18 protein-coding genes and 3 pseudogenes are annotated in these 17,496 nt (G+C 67.7%); 9 read left to right on the top strand and 12 right to left on the bottom strand.

All coding sequences use genetic code 11. The features are described 5' to 3' along the window. Positions 1–123: 123 nt before the first annotated feature. The gene (locus ACWEN0_RS48265) at positions 124–1,680 is read left to right on the top strand and encodes a Na+/H+ antiporter (protein ID WP_451988482.1); all 1,557 of its coding nucleotides are present in this window, start codon (positions 124–126) and stop codon (positions 1,678–1,680) included. Positions 1,681–2,849: 1,169 nt separating this feature from the next. Here the strand turns inward: ACWEN0_RS48265 and ACWEN0_RS48260 are convergent. The 4 genes and pseudogenes from ACWEN0_RS48260 to tgmA all read right to left on the bottom strand — a co-directional run bounded on the left by ACWEN0_RS48260 (position 2,850) and on the right by tgmA (position 5,255). Then, the gene (locus tag ACWEN0_RS48260) at positions 2,850–3,293 is read right to left on the bottom strand and encodes a hypothetical protein (RefSeq protein ID WP_451988505.1); all 444 of its coding nucleotides are present in this window, start codon (positions 3,291–3,293) and stop codon (positions 2,850–2,852) included. Positions 3,294–3,436: 143 nt separating this feature from the next. Beyond that, positions 3,437–4,000 (bottom strand): annotated as a pseudogene (locus tag ACWEN0_RS48255) (methyltransferase domain-containing protein); the annotation flags it as partial. Further along, positions 3,997–4,833, bottom strand: a pseudogene (locus ACWEN0_RS48250) (RimK domain-containing protein); the annotation flags it as partial. The pseudogenes ACWEN0_RS48250 and ACWEN0_RS48255, both read right to left, overlap by 4 nt. A 116-nt stretch (positions 4,834–4,949) precedes the next feature. Beyond that, positions 4,950–5,255 (bottom strand): putative ATP-grasp-modified RiPP, encoded by a 306-nt coding sequence (tgmA, locus tag ACWEN0_RS48245; protein WP_451988481.1) that lies wholly within the window; start codon positions 5,253–5,255, stop codon positions 4,950–4,952. A gap of 155 nt (positions 5,256–5,410) precedes the next feature. Here tgmA and ACWEN0_RS48240 point away from each other — a divergent pair, with 155 nt between their 5' ends. From ACWEN0_RS48240 to ACWEN0_RS48230, 3 genes are all read left to right on the top strand, one after another. Beyond that, complete coding sequence (locus tag ACWEN0_RS48240; RefSeq protein WP_451988480.1) at positions 5,411–5,938, top strand: GntR family transcriptional regulator; 528 nt, start codon at positions 5,411–5,413, stop codon at positions 5,936–5,938. 24 nt (positions 5,939–5,962) lie between these two features. Then, positions 5,963–6,694 carry a GntR family transcriptional regulator gene (locus ACWEN0_RS48235; protein WP_451988479.1) on the top strand — a complete coding sequence of 244 codons (732 nt, stop codon included), beginning with the start codon at positions 5,963–5,965 and terminating at the stop codon, positions 6,692–6,694. 79 nt (positions 6,695–6,773) lie between these two features. Continuing rightward, positions 6,774–7,193 carry a hypothetical protein gene (locus tag ACWEN0_RS48230; protein WP_451988478.1) on the top strand — a complete coding sequence of 140 codons (420 nt, stop codon included), beginning with the start codon at positions 6,774–6,776 and terminating at the stop codon, positions 7,191–7,193. On the opposite strand, the gene ACWEN0_RS48225 is transcribed toward ACWEN0_RS48230, so the two are convergent. After that, entirely contained in the window at positions 7,157–7,510 is a 354-nt protein-coding gene (locus ACWEN0_RS48225; RefSeq protein WP_451988477.1) for a hypothetical protein, read from the bottom strand. The two genes, ACWEN0_RS48230 and ACWEN0_RS48225, sit on opposite strands and share 37 nt — an antisense overlap. Before the next feature lie 418 nt (positions 7,511–7,928). Here ACWEN0_RS48225 and ACWEN0_RS48220 point away from each other — a divergent pair, with 418 nt between their 5' ends. Then, a complete protein-coding gene (locus ACWEN0_RS48220) occupies positions 7,929–8,420 on the top strand; it encodes an SbtR family transcriptional regulator (protein ID WP_451988504.1) in 492 nt (163 codons plus the stop codon). A 1,159-nt stretch (positions 8,421–9,579) separates the two neighbouring features. Here the strand turns inward: ACWEN0_RS48220 and ACWEN0_RS48215 are convergent. Then, positions 9,580–9,711: a hypothetical protein gene (locus ACWEN0_RS48215; RefSeq protein ID WP_451988476.1), complete on the bottom strand. Its 132-nt coding sequence runs from the start codon at positions 9,709–9,711 to the stop codon at positions 9,580–9,582. A gap of 84 nt (positions 9,712–9,795) precedes the next feature. On the opposite strand from ACWEN0_RS48215, the gene ACWEN0_RS48210 reads away from it, so the two are divergent. Continuing rightward, positions 9,796–9,960: a hypothetical protein gene (locus ACWEN0_RS48210; protein WP_451988475.1), complete on the top strand. Its 165-nt coding sequence runs from the start codon at positions 9,796–9,798 to the stop codon at positions 9,958–9,960. A 153-nt stretch (positions 9,961–10,113) separates the two neighbouring features. On the opposite strand, the gene ACWEN0_RS48205 is transcribed toward ACWEN0_RS48210, so the two are convergent. Next, positions 10,114–10,707, bottom strand: a complete 594-nt coding sequence (locus ACWEN0_RS48205; RefSeq protein WP_451988474.1) for a helix-turn-helix domain-containing protein — start codon at positions 10,705–10,707, stop codon at positions 10,114–10,116. Next, on the bottom strand, positions 10,694–11,089 hold the full coding sequence (locus tag ACWEN0_RS48200; protein ID WP_451988473.1) for a hypothetical protein: 396 nt from the start codon (positions 11,087–11,089) through the stop codon (positions 10,694–10,696). Before ACWEN0_RS48200 ends, ACWEN0_RS48205 begins: the two co-directional genes overlap by 14 nt. A gap of 441 nt (positions 11,090–11,530) precedes the next feature. Here ACWEN0_RS48200 and ACWEN0_RS48195 point away from each other — a divergent pair, with 441 nt between their 5' ends. Both ACWEN0_RS48195 and ACWEN0_RS48190 read left to right on the top strand, forming a co-directional pair. Continuing rightward, positions 11,531–11,896, top strand: a complete 366-nt coding sequence (locus ACWEN0_RS48195; RefSeq protein ID WP_451988472.1) for an STAS domain-containing protein — start codon at positions 11,531–11,533, stop codon at positions 11,894–11,896. Positions 11,897–12,028: 132 nt separating this feature from the next. Then, positions 12,029–12,994 (top strand): helix-turn-helix transcriptional regulator, encoded by a 966-nt coding sequence (locus ACWEN0_RS48190; RefSeq protein ID WP_451988471.1) that lies wholly within the window; start codon positions 12,029–12,031, stop codon positions 12,992–12,994. 471 nt (positions 12,995–13,465) lie between these two features. Here ACWEN0_RS48190 and istB read toward each other — a convergent pair whose 3' ends face one another. The 4 genes from istB to ACWEN0_RS48170 all read right to left on the bottom strand — a co-directional run bounded on the left by istB (position 13,466) and on the right by ACWEN0_RS48170 (position 16,309). Then, positions 13,466–14,248, bottom strand: coding sequence for an IS21-like element helper ATPase IstB (istB, locus tag ACWEN0_RS48185; RefSeq protein WP_451988470.1), 783 nt, complete (start codon positions 14,246–14,248; stop codon positions 13,466–13,468). Next, positions 14,245–14,460, bottom strand: coding sequence for a hypothetical protein (locus ACWEN0_RS48180; protein WP_451988469.1), 216 nt, complete (start codon positions 14,458–14,460; stop codon positions 14,245–14,247). The genes istB and ACWEN0_RS48180 overlap by 4 nt, the downstream gene beginning before the upstream one ends. Before the next feature lie 41 nt (positions 14,461–14,501). Further along, the gene (gene istA, locus ACWEN0_RS48175; protein ID WP_451988468.1) at positions 14,502–15,701 is read right to left on the bottom strand and encodes an IS21 family transposase; all 1,200 of its coding nucleotides are present in this window, start codon (positions 15,699–15,701) and stop codon (positions 14,502–14,504) included. A gap of 287 nt (positions 15,702–15,988) precedes the next feature. Continuing rightward, positions 15,989–16,309: an N-acetyltransferase family protein gene (locus ACWEN0_RS48170; RefSeq protein ID WP_451988467.1), complete on the bottom strand. Its 321-nt coding sequence runs from the start codon at positions 16,307–16,309 to the stop codon at positions 15,989–15,991. A gap of 665 nt (positions 16,310–16,974) precedes the next feature. On the opposite strand from ACWEN0_RS48170, the pseudogene ACWEN0_RS48165 reads away from it, so the two are divergent. Continuing rightward, positions 16,975–17,496: pseudogene (locus ACWEN0_RS48165) on the top strand (molybdopterin-dependent oxidoreductase); the annotation flags it as partial.

The raw sequence follows: 17,496 nt of genomic DNA, 5'->3' as shown, positions 1-17,496 counted from the left end.
CGGCTCGGGCTGGTGGGGTGTTGTCGTCGGGGAGGGTCCGGTCGTGCGGGCGCGTCGCGTAGGCTGATTGCGGCGCGCCGGGAAGTCTGGTCGGCATCCGGATTCGGATCGGAGGACCGGCTGATGCGCGGAGTCGAAACCGTCCTGTTTCTCGTGGTCGTGGCGACCGTCGTGGCCACGTTCGCCCGGCGGCTGCGCGTCCCCGCGCCGTCGCTACTGGTCGTCGTCGGGGTCGTCGTGGGGCTGCTGCCCGGTGTCCCGGTCGTGCAGGTGACGCCGGAGGTGATCAGCCTGGTCGTGCTCCCGCCGCTGCTGTTCGCCGCGGGAGAGGAACTGCCCTGGCGGGATCTGCGGGCCGTGGGACGGCCGGTCGCGGTGCTGTCGGTCGGGCTGGTGCTGCTGTCGGCCGCAGCGGTGGTCGGCATCGCGGTCGCGGTGACGCCGTTGCCGGTCGGGATGGCGTTCGTGCTGGGCGCGGTGCTGGCGAGCACGGACCCGGTCGCGGTGACGGCGCTGGCACGGCGGCTGGCGCTGCCGCCGCGGGTACAGGCGCTGATCCAGGCCGAGAGCCTGTTCAACGACGCAACCAGCCTGCTGTTGTTCCGGGTGGCGCTGTTCCTGGCCGTCGCCGGCGGGGCCGCGTCCTGGGGCCGGACGCTCGCGGAGTTCGGGGTGCTCGCCGGCGGTGGGGTCGCGGTCGGGGTGCTGACGGCGATCGGCGCGTTCGTGATCCGCCGCCGCACCGAGGACCCGGTGCTGGAAACGGTGATCTCGCTGGTCACGCCGTACGCGGCGTACGTGCTCGCGGAGTCGGTCGGCGGGTCGGGTGTCACGGCGGTCGTGGTGGCGAGCGTGATCCTCGGGACGCAGGCCGAGCGGCTGACGACGGCGCGGATCCGGTTGCAGGTCGGTGCCGTGTATCAGACGGGGGTGTTCCTGCTGGAGAGCGTCGTGTTCGGCCTGATCGGGCTGCAGCTGCCGGCCCTGGTGCGGCGCGTGGCGGGGGGCGGGGTGTGGTGGTTGCTGCAGGCGCTGGCCATCGCGGCGACCCTGGTTGTGGCGCGGCTGCTGCTGGTGTTCGTGCTCTCGGCCGTGCGGCAGCGGCGGGAGGATGGCCGGATCTCCTGGCAGGTGCCCGCGGTCGTGTCGTGGGCGGGCGCGCGCGGTGTGGTGCCGCTGGCGGCCGCGTTGTCGCTGCCGGTGGCAACCATGGACGGTTCGGAGCTGCCGGCGCGGGATCTCGTCCTGCTGCTGACGACGGCGGTGATCGTGCTGACGCTGGTGGTCCAGGGCTTCACGCTGGCCCCGCTGGTCCGCCGGGCGGGGATCGCGCTCGACCCCGCCGACTTGCGCACGGAGTACGGCAGCGCGCGCCGGAAGCTCGCCGAAGCGGGTCTGTCTCACCTGGATCACCTGGCCGAGACCGAGTCGGCTCCGGCGTTCGTGGTCGACCAGCTGCGGGCGGGCTGGCAGGCCCGGCTCGACCACCTCCGCGGCGACACCGGCGAGGAGGTGGCGGATTGGGTGCGCGGGATCGACTATCGGGCTTTGCGGCGGGAGCTGATCGATGTGGAGGCGGCCGAGCTGACGCGGCTGTTCGAGGCGGGCGAAATCACCGACGGCACCCGGCGGCGCATCCAGCGGCTGCTGGACCTGGAGTACGCGGGGCTGGAGGACTGAGTGGGCTTAACGGGGATCGTCGTCGTGGGTTTTCAGCCACGTGCCGGCGAGCCGCAGGAGGATGGCCACCAGTGCGAAGCTGCCCATCAGCGTCAACGTCCACCCGACATCGTTCATGGAACGGAGCATGGACCTCGTCTGCTGTCCGGGCAAGCCCACCGGGGCAACCTTCACGCCGTCTTGACCTCGGATCAAGCCTTCTTTGCCGAGAAGGAGCACAGCCGTCTCGGAGTGAGCGGCGGGGGGGGGGGTTGAGTGGCCAAGTCTCGCTCCGCTCGTCGGAGCGTCCGGGACAGCCGACTGTGCCGAATCCTGAGGACGAACACCACGATTGAGTCGACCACCTGCATGTACCCGGTTCGACGGGAATCGACGCCGACGGTGGCGCGGCCGCCGTGCAGTTCGAGGTCGACTGTTTGTTGTCTGAGTTGTGTCGTTGGCGCAATTCCTACAGGCCAAGCCTACGACGGCTCACGAGGTAGATCGCTCCGTTTCGTGAGCCGGGAGCCCGCGCTCGCCAAAACCTGCTTGCCCAGGGGCCGTCTCGACGGTCGAGAAGGTTCGTGACCACGCAACGACGACACGTCGTGTACACGCGCGCCACGATGCACTGGCGAGCGTCGGTTCGGTCGGTCCGCCGAGCGCCATTCGGCGACCACGTCGTTCATTCGCAGCGGCGTCGGCACGGTACTTGATCTCAGTAATTGCCGTGCCGAGTCGTCGTCAGTTCGAACACGACTTCGTTGCAGACCCCGGTGCCCGTGTAGAACGTCTTCCATCCGCGTGCAGGTGGCGAGGTCGCCGCAGCTCACGCAGGATCGTCATGCTGGGACTTGACCGACAACTGTGACGAGCTGGTTGATCAGATCGACGGAGCTGGCGTCCACTACGAGCCTGCAACGGTTGCAAGGGTAGAGCGGTTCGGGCCACTGATCCAGAGTCGGTTCGACCGCCAGACCTCGGCGGTTCACCGGCGCGAAGCCATCAGTGTCGGGGACGTTCCCGCAGCGACACTGCCATCGGTCTACGTCCAGAGCGATGATCGTGGCGATGCTGGCGGCCTCGAGTGCGGCCCTGGAGTTGTCGTTCACCCTTAGGCTCTTTCGGCTGATGCGTCCATGGACCTGAATGGAATGAGACAAGGTAAAATTCTTGCGCAGCAGTCACCCTCAGCGGTGAAGGTTCCAGCCGAAGTTGCTGTCCGGGCGGTCGACCCAAATGCGATTCGAGCCGTTTGGTCGTACCGTGATGCCAATCTGGCTCCAATCGGGGTAGCCGAGCTTGACCCAGGTCGCGGCCGCAGCTTCAACCCGAGGCCAGATGGCGGTAGGACCGCCTTGGCGGACTTCCCGACGGCCGTCTTGCTTGGGCTGGATGCGGACGGTGCACCAGGACCTGTCGGGCGCGGCGAAGGTGGCCCATTCCGGGCCCGCGTGAGTCTTGCCGCGGTAACCGAAGGTGATTCCGGCAGGGAGGTCGGCCTGGGCAAGGAACCAAGGGACGAGGGAGTTCCAGGGCAGCGGGTCGAGGGCGGTATCCGATCGTGTTCCGTCCGCTGGATCGCCGATCGGGCTGGGAGTGTCCGGCGCCGCGTCGATGGTGCGGATAGCCATGAATCCGGCCCAGTTCGAAGGAACCTGCCTTCAAGGCGATCCGGGTGGCGCTTGAGGAGGACGAGGTTGCCGGCGTGGATGGCGGGTTTGAAGTCGACGAGGAGCAGCCCGCCGAGGCTGAGCTGTTCGGCCCATGTCCACGGGATCGCCGGGAGGGAGCAGGTGGCGATGATGCGGTCGTAGGGCCCGTGCTCGGGCAGGCCACCGGCGCCGTCGGCGGTCGCGAGGAGAGGCGTGTGGCCGAGCTCGGCGAGGTGTTTGCGGGCAACCGCGACCAGATCGGCACCGATGTCGACGGAGTACACCTGCTCGGCGCCCAGACGGTGGGACAGCAGCGTGGCGTTGTAGCCGGTGCCGGTTCCGATCTCGAGGACTCGGTGGTCGTCGTGGATGCCGAGGGTTTCGAGCATCCGGATCATCAGGCCGGGTTTGGTGGAGGAGGAGATGGTGACCTGGTGGCCGTCGGTCGTGGTGGCGAGGGCGGTGACCAGGGGCTCGTTCCGGTAGACAGCCTCCAGCCAGTCGTTGTCTTCCTCGGTGGTGGTATTCCATGTGCCGTCAGGTTGCTGGGTGTAGAAGGCGGGGACGAAGAGGTGCCGCGGGGTTTCTTCGAGCGCCGTCCGCCAGACGGGGGAGTGCAGGACGTCGTCGGACTCGAGCTGGTCGGCTAGTTGCCTGGCCAGGGGTTGCCAGACAGGGGCGGTCATGCTGCTCCCTTGGTGAGCAGATCGGCGATGGTGTCGGTGATGGGTGCGTCGATGGCGTCCTCGATCCACCCGTACTGGCCGGTGGCGTTGCATTCGAGGAACACCCATTTGTCGTCCGGTCGGACGACGAAGTCGAACGCCGCATAAAGGAGGCGGAACTCGATGCAAAACTCCAGCACGGCTGCGACCACCTCGCACGGCGGGTCGATGCGTTCATAGTGCAAGGCGCCGTAGTCGTTGCGCCAGTCCAGGTAGCTCGCCGCGCTGCCGGCATGGATCGCGGCGGTGAACACTTCGTCGCCGACGACGATGACGCGGGCTTCGTAGGACTTCGGGACCCAGCGCTGGAACTGGTGGGCGCTGATCTCGATACCCCGGAGGTCGGCGAGGTCGGCCGCGTCGAGCAGGTGGGTGAAGGTCGTTTTGCGGCCGCCGTCTTCGACGATGGCGGCTGCTCCGAGTGCTTTGGTGACCGTCGGGCCGCCGGATGCGAAGCGCTGGACCGCGGCGGCGGTGTTGGTGACGAGCGTGTCGGCGACGGTGAGGCCGCATCGCGCCGCCGTGGCCAGTTGAACCGGTTTGTAGGCGGCGTCGGCGTTGCGTGCGGGGTGGTTGATCCACAGGACGGGCAGTGCGGTGAGCACGCCACCGACGCCGAGCTTGCTCTCGCTCATCGCCCAGTGTCGTTCGGTGGCCGTCAGGTCGTCTGGGAATGTGAACGCCGTGGGGCTGCGATACCAGATCGACCGCACGCTCTGCAGGTCGATCACCCTCCCGCCCGCGGTCAGTGTGCCCGTCCAGCAGCCCGCGGTCAGGTAGGTGTCGATGGCCGCCTGCTGGGGGAACTAGGCGGTGTCCATCCTCGCCACCGGGACGTTGCGCTGTTCGAGGGCCTTGACCATGCGGTCGGCACTGAAGTCGTGCTCGGCGGCGAGGATCAGGACCGTCATCAGTCATTGATCCAATCTTCGGCGCTGGGGCCGTCTTCACCGTCGACGCTGGAGGTGGTGTTCGCCGTCGGCGGCCCCATCCGGGGCAGGTCGATCAGCGGCCGTCCGGACGTGTCGACGGCCTTTTGGATCTCCTTGTCGTAGTGCCAAGTCAGGAGAGCGGTGCCCGGCCCGGCGGGAATAGCACGACGCAGACCGAATGGGCGGATGCCCGCCGGTGAAGCAACATCGTCGCGGCGGTCGGCGAAGCTGGAGCCGGCGAGCGCGAACCGAGCGCTGGCGGGAGCAAAGGGGTCGGTGTGCACGGGTCCTCCTGCGATCGCGTGGTGTGATCGAGCGGCTACGCAACCTTACTGCGATATGCGAAAGGTGGCAAGATTCTCCGCGCGGTGCACCCAGGTGAGTGCCGAGTCGGACTACGGTCGGGATGGACGGTCCACTCGGCGAAGGAGCAAGGGGAATGGCAAGCGCCTGGACGAGCGTGTCGATGCCGTACGTGAGTGGCCGGCCCGGCGACACGTGGAGTGCCGAGGCAGCTCAGCACGGTGGGAAAGGTACGCAACGGCTCGTCGACGTGGGTCAGGTCTCGGCGCGCGGTCCGGTCGCCGAGGCGTTGGGTGTCGGGGCAGGCGAGACCGTGGTCGTGCGGCGCCGCATCATGCTGTTCAATGATCGGCCGGTGGAGCTGGTCGAGTCTTACTATCCGCTCGCCATCGCGCGCGGTACCGGTCTGGCGGAACGCCGGAAGATCCGCGGTGGCGCCGTCGCCCTGCTGGCCGAGCTCGGCCACCGGCCCCAGCGCGTTCGTGAGGACGTAGTTGCCCGGCTGGCGACCGCGGAAGAGCGTGCCGAGCTGACGCTGGATGATCCGGCGTGCGTGCTGCAACTGTCGCGGGTCCTGTACGACCAAGACGACGTCCCCGTCGAAGCCAGTGTCATGACGATGGTTGCCGAGGGCCGACGCCTACGCTACGAGCTGACCCCGTGATCACGACTTCCCGAGGAGCCGGACTTGCCCCGCGCTCGTGACGACCGGCCGCGCCACCAGCAGATCGCGGCTGACCTGCGTGACCAGATCATGAGCAGGGTCCTCGCGCCCGGCGCGCAGCTCCCGTCCACCGCGGAACTGGTCAACCGGTACGCGGCGGCGAACGCGACCATCCAGCGGGCTTTGTCGACGTTGAAGGCTGAGGGATTTCTCGTCAGCCACGTCGGCAAGGGCGTCTACGTTCGCGACCAGCGGCCGCAGGTCATCGACGCCGCGGCCTACATAGCCCCCACCCAGGGCAAAGTCCGCTACCAGCTGATCTCGGTCGAGAACGTCATCACCCCGGCCGACGTTGCCGAGGCGCTGGCACTCGAGCCCGGCGAGGCGGCGATCGTGCGCACCCGGGTCCTCTTCCGCGACGATCAGCCGGTCGAGCTCTCCGCGTCGTACTACCCGGCCAGCATCGCCGCAGGCACGGACTTGGCGGGGAAAGGCAAGATCCGCGGCGGCGCGACGCACGTGCTGGCCGGCTTGGGCTTTCCGCAACGGAGCTTTGTCGACCGCATCTCGGCGCGGCCGCCGACCGTCGCGGAAGCCGAGACACTCGAGTTGCCGGAGGGAACACCGGTCATCCGGCAGCTCCGGACGATTTACAGCGACGGCCAGCGGCCCGTCGAAGCCTCGGTACTCGTCAAAGGAGCCCATCGGTACGAATTGCTCTACCGCGTGGAAATCGGCGCGGATGACGCCGGGTAACCTTGCCTGCTGTGTAAGTGATCTCGGAACTGGTTCTCGGACCAAAGCGGCTGAGGTCGCCGAGGACATCGACCGGCAGATGGCCGTCCAGAAGCAGTTCGTCCAGCAGTTGGACTGCGGCGAGCAAGTTCGCATCGCCGCAGCGGGCAGTATGCGCTTGAACATCCCCGGTCACGTGCCCGCCCAGCTGCGGCTCTCCGCGTACAGCAGCATCGTGGCGCTCGCGATCCATCGGATCTGGCACTCAAGCAAGATCGTTTGCGCGGTGCACCCGCAGATGCTCGAAGAGTTGGCCGACAGCAGTTCCGAGCACCTGCCCGGGCCGATCTTCGACATGCTTCCACACACGAATCCGCTCGTGACCTTTCCCCAGCCGATCGAAACGACCACCCCGGACGGCGCGAACGGTCGTGTTCTCGGTTTCCACGTCTACGGCAGCTCGGAAGAACCCGACAGCTCTGCTCAAGTCACGACGTCGGCCGAGACAGTCTCGGACTGATATTCGTCACCTCGTTGGTCGACGAGAAGGGCAAGCGGATCGACATCGACCTCGTGCGCGTCACCGTCCCCGTCGGGCAGGACACGTTCACCGTCGAAGACGCGGTCGAGCGAACTCTCGCCCGATTCGGGGCCGAGCCAGGCATGGTCCTGCGCTAGGACCGGATGAAGGTGTGGCTTACCGAGCTCGTGCGGACGGCGCTGGACGTTCTGCTGTACCTCGCCAGCGAAGAACCCGACACCAACGTCGTCCGGCCGGGCAAACGCCGCGGAGTCGGCAAAGGAACCAAGGCGCGTAAAGCCGGTGCGGATGATCAAGGTCGGGTGGCGGCTCGGCCCGGCGTTCCACGCTGCTCGTCGCGTTGCGGCCGATCAGGCTGTTGCTGTGACCGAGACCGGACGGCGGCGGCCGGTGCCGCACCAACGGCGGGGCATTTCCGCACCTATTGGACCGGCCACGGACGGACGACGCCGGTCCTCCGGTTCATCAAGCCGTTCATGGTGAACTTGGACCTGGCAGGCGAAGCCAAGCAGCAGCCGTTGGAACATCGGGTCATCGCCGTCGAACCCGCAAGACCGACTAGCTCAAGGCTATACCCGATGCTGGCCGACGTCGCCGATCGAGTCGTCCGGTACGCACCGGATGAGGAACCGCCAGCCACGTGGACCTCGCGTGTATTTTCTGTCGTCGGCGAGAGGTTGATGACGACCGTTCGCGATGATCTAGGCTGGCGAGATCGCCCACGCGCAGACCCGGGCCGAGCTACTGGGAGCCATCACCACGATTCTTGACGCCGGCCACGCATCGGGCGACCTCCGCTCCGACGTCGCCGCCGAAGACGTCGCCGCCTCCCTGATCGGCATCTTTGCGGTGGCCCCTGGTCCCAAGCACGAGGCTCAGGCCGGTCGCCTGCTGAACCTCCTGATGGACGGCCTCCGCCACACTGCCCGGGCCGGGCTCGTGAGGCAGCGTCAGCCGGATCGTTTGCCGAAAATCGCGTTGACGTGGGTTCGCCGGTCTTGGGGCCGAGATGGAGCCGGTCGGCGAGGTTATCGTTGGTACCGACATCGGCAAAGTGTTCGCTCGACTCGAGAGATGAATGACCCACTCAGGTCAGAGGCTGTTTGGCGGCCGGCTTCGAATGCCGACATGTTCCCCGGCACGTGTGGCCGCAAGGCCAGGCTGAGAACCAGCGCGCCGAAGGCGTTCCGTCCGGCTACGTGGTAGCGAGTGACGCGTCCGGCTGGTGACCACTGCCGTGGTCGCGATCCTGATCGCGGTCTTCGTCCTCCACCGACACTTACGTTCTCACCACCTCCGCCCACGTGTCCGTTCGACCTGCCGCGGCAGCCACTTTTGACCCCGTCGCCATGGTCGGTGCGCCGTACGTCTCGTACGCTGTGTCTTTACCAAGCTGACGTATCCGTGCGTCGGAAATTCACTGCGTACGGGGAGAAACGACCGTCGACACAGGGGGCGTCTTTGTCGACGACGGAACGACTGCGGTAATTCCTCCCCCTGCATGGACAGCGCCGATGTTGTCCTCCGCGCTGTCGACAGGCGCGCCGTTGAAGGACACCGTGCCTTTGAGCAGCGCCGGACCGTCGGTTTTTGCGCTACTTTCGTGACCGGCGTGAGTTCACGCCGGGCGTTGATGTGGACCAGCGGCTCGGCGTAACCCCAGAGCACGAACCCGGGTCTCGTCGTGGCGGTCCCACAGCATCAGGTCGCCGAGGCTGACCACAGGTCCGACGCTGAGGTACTCCCAGGCAACGGAGTTCTTCGAATCGCTGTAGGGCACGAACCCAGTGGGCAGTGCGCGTGCCCTCCTCGGCGGTGTCGAAGTACAGGCCGTCGAGGATCTGGTCGTCGGTCTGGGCGCAGGCCTAGAGGTGGGGCTACTCCAGGTCGGACTGCTTCTTGACTTCGCCCGGCCGGGCCCTCGAGCTTGATCCCGCACTGTGCGCCGGAAGCCAGACGAAGGACGCGCATTCAGTAGGCACGGTTTCGGCCGCCCATCCGGGTGTCCGGTTCCGGCCCAACCACACCCGACGGGCTCGGCCGGAGCGCGACCGCCGACTCGGTGTAGCAGTAGGAGCGTTAGTGGGTTCTTCGATTGCTTACCGGCGCAGGTGTCGTCGGCGGGGACGCCGCGCCGCGGTGTCCGCGTTGGCGCAGTCTCGAGCGACGAGGTCTTGCGGTCACGCACGAACCGAGCTTGCGCCTCCGGCGAGCTTGTCTTCCGACTCACTCTTGCCGGCATCTTGGCTAGACCGATCGCCGCACGACTATAGGCACGCACGTGACGTCGAGGCGCTCGAGCACGACTGAAGGGCCGGGATGACGGGGCGTCCGGACTCGTCCGGAGCCCCGTCCGTTCACCGGGTCACTGGTCGACGAAACACGCCTGCGGTGCCCAGCCGCGGGCGCCGTCGTTGGCGATCAGCCGGACCCAGCCGTTCCCGCCGAACACGCCGCACGCGTTGTACCGGCGACCGAGGTCGTAGCCGGGGCGCATCGGACGAGATCGCCCTTGCTGACGTGACCGATGATCTGGAAGCGGTCCCAGCCGCTGTAGACGTTCGAGTCACCGACCGCGACCATGAAGCCATTCGGGCAGTGCGCCAAGGCCCTCGCCGTGGCGGGCGGTGCGGCTGCCGCACTGGTCGCGGTGGCCGGTGGGGCGGCGAACGCGAAGGCGGCGAGCGCCGCGCTCACCGTCACGGCCGCCTTCGGCCACTTCGAGCGTCGCGCGACCCCATCGTGAGGCAGGGCCTGGTTCTGTCCATTGTCGGCTCTGAACTTCATGACACCTCCACTAATCGAGTTGACCTTTCACATTGCGTTGATAATTCGTATTATCTGCATGGATCACCCCGTTCTTCGCGAAGTCGTGTGATTCACCGGCCGCGCGGCGGAGTTACCGGGTTTGCCGAGCGGCACTGCCTGCGGTGGCAACCGAGCTACCGAGGGCGGTGCGCTGGTAGAGCACGCTGCGTCCGTTGCGGTTCGCGGTAACCAATCCGTTGCGGCGCAGGGTGGACAGGTGCGTGCTTATCCCGCCCGGGCTGGTGCCGAGCAGACGGGCGAGCTGAGTGGTCGAGCGCGGAGCGGCCAGTTCGCGAAGGATGCGGGCTCGGGTGGCGCCGATCAGCGACGTCAGCGCGTCGTCGCCGTGCTCGGCCGTGCCGGCGTCCTTGCAGGCTTTGCCGATCTCGCGCACGGGGTACTGCAGCTGAACGGTATCGGGCGAGCGGTCGACTACGACCGGCCGTGGCCAGGCGAACACGGAGTGCGCCAGGGTGATCGAAGCCCGGATCGCTCCGGCGCAGGCGTGGTGGCCCTTGGCGACGGTCAAGCGGCGCCATCGAGGGACCTCGGGATGCAGGTCGGCGAACACGTCGAAGACCCCGCCTCGCAACGCGCGCTCGGTGCGGTGGGCGATCTCGGCGTCGAGTGCCGCGCGCATGTGCGGGCGCACCGGCGCGAGCGCGCCCTCGTCATACCGCCGCAAGGCCGTTCATCAGCCGAGCTCGCCCCGGTTCGCCGCACAGCGGCTCCGGCACCGGTTCAGGAGCCCATGCCTGCGCCCGGTCCGCGTCGTAGCTGCTCACCGGCAGCGCAGCGACCTCGGCCAGTTGGTCCTCCCGCGAGACCTCCCGAATCGGGCTGGCCGGGTACAGGAAGTCGGGGAGTCCGCGAGCCGGGACCGCCAGGTGCAGTAGCTGCAGGTCGTCTTTTGCGACGTGATCGGGAACGTGACACAGCAGCGGTCGGAGCAGAGGCGCGGAATCGAGATCGCCGAGCGCCTGAAGGCTGCTGGCCAGCTCGCCCAGTGGGGAGAAACCCAGCCGGGCCGCGCCCAGTGCCTCGACACTCAATCCGAACTGGATCATGCGCTCGCCCCCTCCAGCCGCCGGTCGCCCGGCGACAGCCCCCGCTCTCGCCGTCCAGCATCGCGCTACCCGGACCGCGAACCAAATGATTCACTCATCGCTGAATCCTTACCCGTCGAACGGGCTGTCACTGTCAGCAGCTTGCGTGCGGACGACCACGAGTGTTTTGCCGTGGGATGAAGGCCAGGCAGGCGGTGGCGGCAGCGCGGATCGCAGCCGACGAGTGGGCACCGACCACTTGGAAGCTCACGCTCACCTCCTGGTTGACGGCTCGACGCTCGCGGAAGTCGCCGCCAGAGCTGATGCGGCGATCGGCGTTCACTCGCCGAGCTGGCGCGTTCGCTCGCGGAGCTGCTGACGTTCGTTTCCCGTGCTGCGACCGTTGTCGTTCCGGGGTGGAATGAAACCGGAGTGGGAATGGGTGCGTCGAAGGGAGCGGACGTGGCAGGATCGGTGCGGCAGCAGAACATCACAGTCGCTGTTCGTCAACTGGACGAGACCCGGGTGCTGGCCGTCACCGGAGAGCTCGACCAGAACACCGTCGGCCTCGTGCATGGCCATCTCGACGATGTCTTCGACGCCGATGCCGCGGCAGTCGTCGCCGACTTCGCCGGTGTGCGTTTCTGCTCGTCGGCCGGGCTGCACCTGGTCGAAGAACTGCACCGCAGATCAGTCGAGTCCCGGATCGCGTTCAGCCTGGTCGTGGTCAGCCCGATCGCCGAGACGCTTACCGTCCTGGACTTGCCCAGCCTGCGCCTTCATCCGACTCTGTCGGCCGCCCTGACCTTGGAGCCGCCAAGGTTCTGATCTTGCTCGGCAGTGCAGTCGACCTCGGCGTCGCCGCAGTCGACCTCCTGGCAGCCCGTGCTCGCGGTTCCGTCGAACTGGTTCACGCGCGTACGGTGGCGGGTACCGCACCCGACCAGGGGGGCACCCGCCATGGCCGCCACGACGTCGTCCACCTCAGCCCAGCGGACGAGGTTCTTCACGACCGACCCGGACGAGGCCCTGGACTTCATCGAAAACGTGTACACCGCGCGCCCTCCTAAGTGCGCGCCGCTGGACCGCACTTCACCAATGGCGTTTGCCCAGGTCAGCGCCGGGGAAATGAGCTTCATCGACTTCACCATGCCGCCGGACCTGACCTTGTCCCTCAGTGGCACCGACGATCTCTCGGTGACGACGCTCATCGCCGGCGCGACGCACGCTGAGCTGGGCAAAGACGTCGAACGCTACCTGCCCGGCGACGTCTGCCTGGGCAGCTACCCCCAAGGCAGTTACCAAGTCGCTTGCCACGGCCTGCGCGTCCACACCCTGACGATCCCCGCGGCGGCGCTCGCCGACAGTGCCGGAACACAACCTGGACGCCCGTTGAGGTACGAGACGTTGGCCCCGCGATCACCGGCTGCGGCCAGGCAGTGGAAACGCGTCGCCCGGTTCGCACGTGACCTCCTCGACGATGACGAGACAACTTCCAGCCCGCTGATCCTCGGAGCTGCCGCGCGCCTGCTGGCCGCGACTGCCCTCTCAGTGTTTCCCAACTTGGCGTACCCGGACCGGAACTCGAGCACGGGCATTGCCCCCAGCACACTGCGCCGGGCCGAGGAGTACATCCACGCCCACGCACACACCGACATCGGCTTGAGTGACATCGCTGTGGCGTGTCACGTCAGCGCCCGCGCAGTGCAGTACGCGTTCGCGCGCCACCACGACCTGACCCCGCTGCAGTATCTGCGGCATGTCCGGCTCACCCGCGCCCACCACGACCTCTTGGCCGCCGACCCCAGTCACGGCGACACTGTCACCGCCATTGCGGTCCGGTGGGGGTTCCCGCACCCAGGCAGGTTCGCTTCGGCCTACCAGCAGGTCTACGGCCGGTCACCCAGCAGGACTCTCCACGACTGAGTTTCGCGTATGCCTCCCCGGGCGGCTGTGCCGCGTCGGAGACGCTCCTGCAGCCCGGCCGGCGTGCGGTTGGGGTTGCGCGCGGCCATGGCGAGTCCTTCCCGGCCGGAGCCGAGCCTGTGCCCGCGAACGACGTGCGCGAGCGAGCTGTCGCCGGTGACTGGTCAGCTGGATGGCCGCGTACTGGCGCGAACCGCAGATGCCCCGGCTGTCACCTGTTCGGACGGTCTCCGGTGTCCGTTCCGCTCGTGTCTTGCGGCGGGTGAGTGGTCTGCAGTCCGCTAGGTCGGCGGGAACGATCCGAAGTCATCCAGGTCGGATATATCTTGTCGCCTCTCGCGCGGCTTCGTTGACACCCTCAGGCGTGCTTGCGGAACGCGCTTGGTCGACGTCACGGCCTTACCGGTGTCAACGGTCTTCTTGATCTCCAGGTTGGCGGACATCGTTTCTCCGGGTGCGCGGACATCGGTGTCACCCGGTGGTGGTGGTCAGCGGGATCACCCCCTTGCCGGCGAGAGCCTCGGCGAGACGGTGGGAATCGCCCTTGGTGGCGACCAGGTGAGCGTGGTGCAGGAGCCGATCAACGGTCGCGGTTGCCGTGGTTTTGGGCATGATCGTGTCGAATCCCGACGGGTGGATATTGCTGGTCAGGGCGATGCTCCGACGTTCGTAGGCGGCATCGGCGACCCGATAGAGCGCCTCGGCGGCCTCGGCGCTGACCGGGAGCAGCCCGATGTCGTCGACGACGATCAGGTCGTTGCCGCAGATCCGGGCGACGGTCCGGGCGATCGACCCGTCGACCTTCGACTTCATGATCGCCGCCGAGAGGGACTCGAGGGTGTGCCAGGCGACCCGCATGTCCTTCTCGATCGCCAGGTTCGCTAGTGCCTCGGCGAAGTGGCTTTTCCCGGTGCCCGACGGGCCGCTGAGCACGAGGTTCTCGTGCCGGCTGATCCATTCCAGGGTGATCAGCGCGTTCTGGGTGGCCTCGCTGATCGAGGACTCTTCCGGCCGCCAGGACGAGAGCGTTTTCCCATTGGGCAGCTGGGCTTTCTTGCGGCGCATGCGCCGCGTCGCGCCGTTGCGGCCGGTCGCTTCCTCGATCAGCAGGACCCGCAGGACTTCGGCCGGGTCCCAGCGCTGCGCCCGCGCGGTCGCCAGGACTTCGGGTGCGGCTTTGCGCGGATAGGGCAGCCGCATCCGGGCCAGGACCCGGTCGAGGTCCTCAGGCAGGGCGGGGTTGGTGGTGCTCATTCGCCCAGCGCCTCCCAGGCCGAGGTCCCCGGTTGCGCGGAGTGGTTCTCATCGGCGCGGACCACGTCCGTGACCGCGGCGGCGCTGGCGAGGTGATCGAGGATCGCGGGCAGGTCCTCATCGTTGAACCGGCCGGCGATCGCGGCCAGGCCCAACGCTTCGTCGACCCGCTGCGGATCGAGTGCGGCGGCGAGTTCGAGAGCCTTGACCATCTTGGTGCGGATCCGATGAACGCCGCTGGAGGCGGCCTCGATCAGCCAGCGCTGCGCGCCGGCGCCGAGGTTGAGAAACGCGATCTCGGTCGCGGTCCGCGGCCGGACCTTCGGCGGCCGCAGGGTGCTCGAGCACCGGGTGGCCGCATAGTGCTCATCAAGGATCCGCGGGTCCCCGGTGTCGAGAGCCGATGCCGCGCGATCTCGGCCAGGCCCGCGGCCGCTTGGGCGGTGACGACGAGCTCGTCGCCGACGACCCGGACCCAGACCTTGCTGCCCTGGTGACCGTCCGGCGTCGAATACCGCACCGACCCGAACCGGATCGTCTGATCGGTCTCGACCAGGCGTTCTTCGCCCAATGCCAGGGCATGCGGCCGCTCCAGCAGGACATGCAGGTGTGCTCGTTCCTGGGCGAGCCGGATCACTGGGGCGACGGCGGTCTCGCGATGGATCCGGGCGTTGGCCCGCTCGCACCACTCGCCGCAGGCGTCGGCCAGTTCGGTGAACGAGGCGTAGTCGGGCCGCAGGTTCGCCGAGGTCGGGACCAGGTCGGCTTTGGCGATCTTGACGGTGTTCTCCGCGCCGCCCTTGGACTCCGGGTCGAACGGCTCGCAGGTTTCGACCTTGCAGCCGTAGTGCCGGCCGGCGGAGACGATGTCCGGATGCCGGACCGGGACTCCGGCGACGCGGTCCATGGTGACCGTCCGGGGGTTGTCGGTCAGCAAATACGTTGGTGCGCAACCGGTCCGGCGCAACGTGGTGTCCAGACAGGACGCCAAAGCGCCCAGCGTCTGGTCCCAGACCGGGATCACGACCCGAAACCGCGGCCAGGACAGCCACGCGCAGAACAGCTGCGTCCGCCGGCCGCCGACCAGCGGGCCGCCGACCCGCGGGCCTTCTCCCCAATCGAACTGGCACCACATGCCCGGCTCCGGGATCCACGGACGGTATTTTCGGCGGTGGCCTGCCTTCCATGCCTGCTTGGCGCGGGCGACAGCGCGGCGGGTGGTCCGCTCGACGCCGGTGAATCCCATCGCGACCAGGCGTTCATGCACCACGTCGGCGCGGACCTTGCTTTCGGAGGCCTCGACCAGCTCCTCGATCTTCTCGGCGAACGGGTCGATCTTCGGGCGCTTCACCCGGCCGCTCGATCGGGTCACCGCCGGCGTCACGGATGGCGACATACCGGGCGACGGTCTTCTCATCCACCCCCGACCAGCTGCGCGGCCGAGTGAGCGCACCGTGTCAGATCGAACGCTTCCAGAATTTCCATGATTTCCTGTCAGACTTGGTCACGAGGGGTCCCTTCCGGGCCGAGCACGCACTGATCCACAACCAGAGCGTGACCGGCGGAAGAGACCCCTCACCGCATTGATCAACAGGGCGTGTCGCGCCCTCGCACCAAGTCCGTCAACCCGGAATTCTCATGTCCGCCGACCCGGAACGCGATGTCCGCCCACCCGGATCATCACGCGTCCGCCGACAACCGGACGCTGGAACCACGTGGAGCTGATGTGGTGTCCGTTCTTCACCGCATAGTTCGTGAACGTGCCGACGGCTGTGAACCCTTGGACAGATGTAGTGCGACAGAGGCGTCGTTCGGTAGGGCCACCGCAGCTAGGACACGGCTGGCGACAGTACCTGTGAGTGCATCGAGCAAGGCATCGTAGGGGCGCCCGCCGAGGCCGCGTCCAGTCGCGACGGGATCGAGGTAGATGCTCGTCTCAACGGTTTGCCTGAACGCTGGATGAAGCCGGAACGGGCTGCTGGTGACATAGCCGAGAACACGGTCGCGTTCGGTGGCGACGAGCAGACGGTGAGGACCGTAGCGGAGTAGGTGGCAAGCCATTTCCGACGTTCACCAAGTGTCGCCTCAGTCTCATCGAACGTGGCGTAACCGTGGCGAACGTAGTAGTTGTAGATCTCGAGGGCTTTCGGCAGGTCGACGTCCTGTCCGGGACGGATATCAATGCCCGTGTTCCTCGTCCTTTCTAGTCGAGTCGGCGAACCTTCGATCGCACGTCCGCGGCCGAGACGGTGGAACGTGACCACCGAGCCGGGGCGGCGTGGCTGGCGGCGTCGTCGATCGTAACCAGGCCAAGCAGGTCATGGGCGATCGCTCGTCGACGCCGGCGTCGGGCTCATGCTTGTGCGGCCGCAGCAGCATCGATTCCAGCGAGGCCCAGGGGCGCCGCTGGGTGGGTGCAGTAGGCGAACGACGTCGCGTACGGCAGACACGACTCGAACGGTCCCGACGACGCCTCGGTCCACCGGACGACGCTGCTCGCCGTCCTCGTCCGCGAACGCGACCTCCAGCGACTCGCCGGCCGTCCCACGCTCGCCGCCAGGAACAAGATCCAGTTTCGGCACCGCGATATTCTCCCGGCCGCCGAAGGCGACCCCAGGACCGCCGCAACCTAACCCCGGCCACCGCGCCCGTCACACGAACCGGGCATCCTGGTCCGTCATGGCACGATGACCCATACGACACCGTCGTGGTCCCGAACCACATGTATGGCCGCAACACCGACATCGCCTCCGCCCGACCGCCCCGCCCCGCCGAAGCGGCTGCGGTTCTTCGCCGCCGCCTTCACCGGCGTCCTGGCCCTGGCCGCCGCGCTGGCCGCCGGGCACCTGGTCGCCGGGTTCATCGGCATCAACGCTTCGCCCTACCTCGCGGTCGGCAACGGCGCGATCGACCTCACCCCGGTCGAGCTGAAGGACTTCGCCGTCCGCACGTTCGGCACCTACGACAAGCTGGTGCTGCTGGGCAGCATGGCCGTGGTCATGGTGGGGGTCGCCGCGCTGGCGGGTGTCCTGTCGCGACGGTCGCCGGTGCCCGGCACGGTGCTCATCGCCGTGTTCGGGCTGGTCGGTGCGTTCGCGGTGGACCAGCGCCCGGACTTGACGGCGGTCGCGCTGCTGGCCCCGCTCGCCAGCCTGGTCGTGGGCATCGCGGTGTTCCTGCTCCTGCACCGGATCGCGCCGCGCGTGTGGCGAGAGCCCGATTCAGCGAAGACCGGCACGTCCCGGCGG

This window comes from Amycolatopsis sp. NPDC004378, from assembly GCF_053602455.1.
The sequence above is the reverse complement of the archived record's forward strand: the minus strand, read 5'-3'. Positions and strand labels throughout refer to the sequence as shown.

What these genes read in the sequence shown, in the direction of transcription:
- ACWEN0_RS48210 (WP_451988475.1), top strand. Translation starts at nt 9,796, where the DNA reads ATGAAGCCATTCGGGCAGTGCGCCAAGGCCCTCGCCGTGGCGGGCGGT.
- ACWEN0_RS48215 (WP_451988476.1), bottom strand. Translation starts at nt 9,711, where the DNA reads ATGCGCCCCGGCTACGACCTCGGTCGCCGGTACAACGCGTGCGGCGTG.
- ACWEN0_RS48180 (WP_451988469.1), bottom strand. Translation starts at nt 14,460, where the DNA reads ATGGTCAAGGCTCTCGAACTCGCCGCCGCACTCGATCCGCAGCGGGTC.
- ACWEN0_RS48230 (WP_451988478.1), top strand. Translation starts at nt 6,774, where the DNA reads ATGGCCGTCCAGAAGCAGTTCGTCCAGCAGTTGGACTGCGGCGAGCAA.
- ACWEN0_RS48260 (WP_451988505.1), bottom strand. Translation starts at nt 3,293, where the DNA reads ATGGCTATCCGCACCATCGACGCGGCGCCGGACACTCCCAGCCCGATC.
- ACWEN0_RS48265 (WP_451988482.1), top strand. Translation starts at nt 124, where the DNA reads ATGCGCGGAGTCGAAACCGTCCTGTTTCTCGTGGTCGTGGCGACCGTC.
- ACWEN0_RS48240 (WP_451988480.1), top strand. Translation starts at nt 5,411, where the DNA reads ATGGCAAGCGCCTGGACGAGCGTGTCGATGCCGTACGTGAGTGGCCGG.
- ACWEN0_RS48200 (WP_451988473.1), bottom strand. Translation starts at nt 11,089, where the DNA reads ATGATCCAGTTCGGATTGAGTGTCGAGGCACTGGGCGCGGCCCGGCTG.
- istB (WP_451988470.1), bottom strand. Translation starts at nt 14,248, where the DNA reads ATGAGCACCACCAACCCCGCCCTGCCTGAGGACCTCGACCGGGTCCTG.
- ACWEN0_RS48170 (WP_451988467.1), bottom strand. Translation starts at nt 16,309, where the DNA reads ATGGCTTGCCACCTACTCCGCTACGGTCCTCACCGTCTGCTCGTCGCC.
- ACWEN0_RS48190 (WP_451988471.1), top strand. Translation starts at nt 12,029, where the DNA reads ATGGCCGCCACGACGTCGTCCACCTCAGCCCAGCGGACGAGGTTCTTC.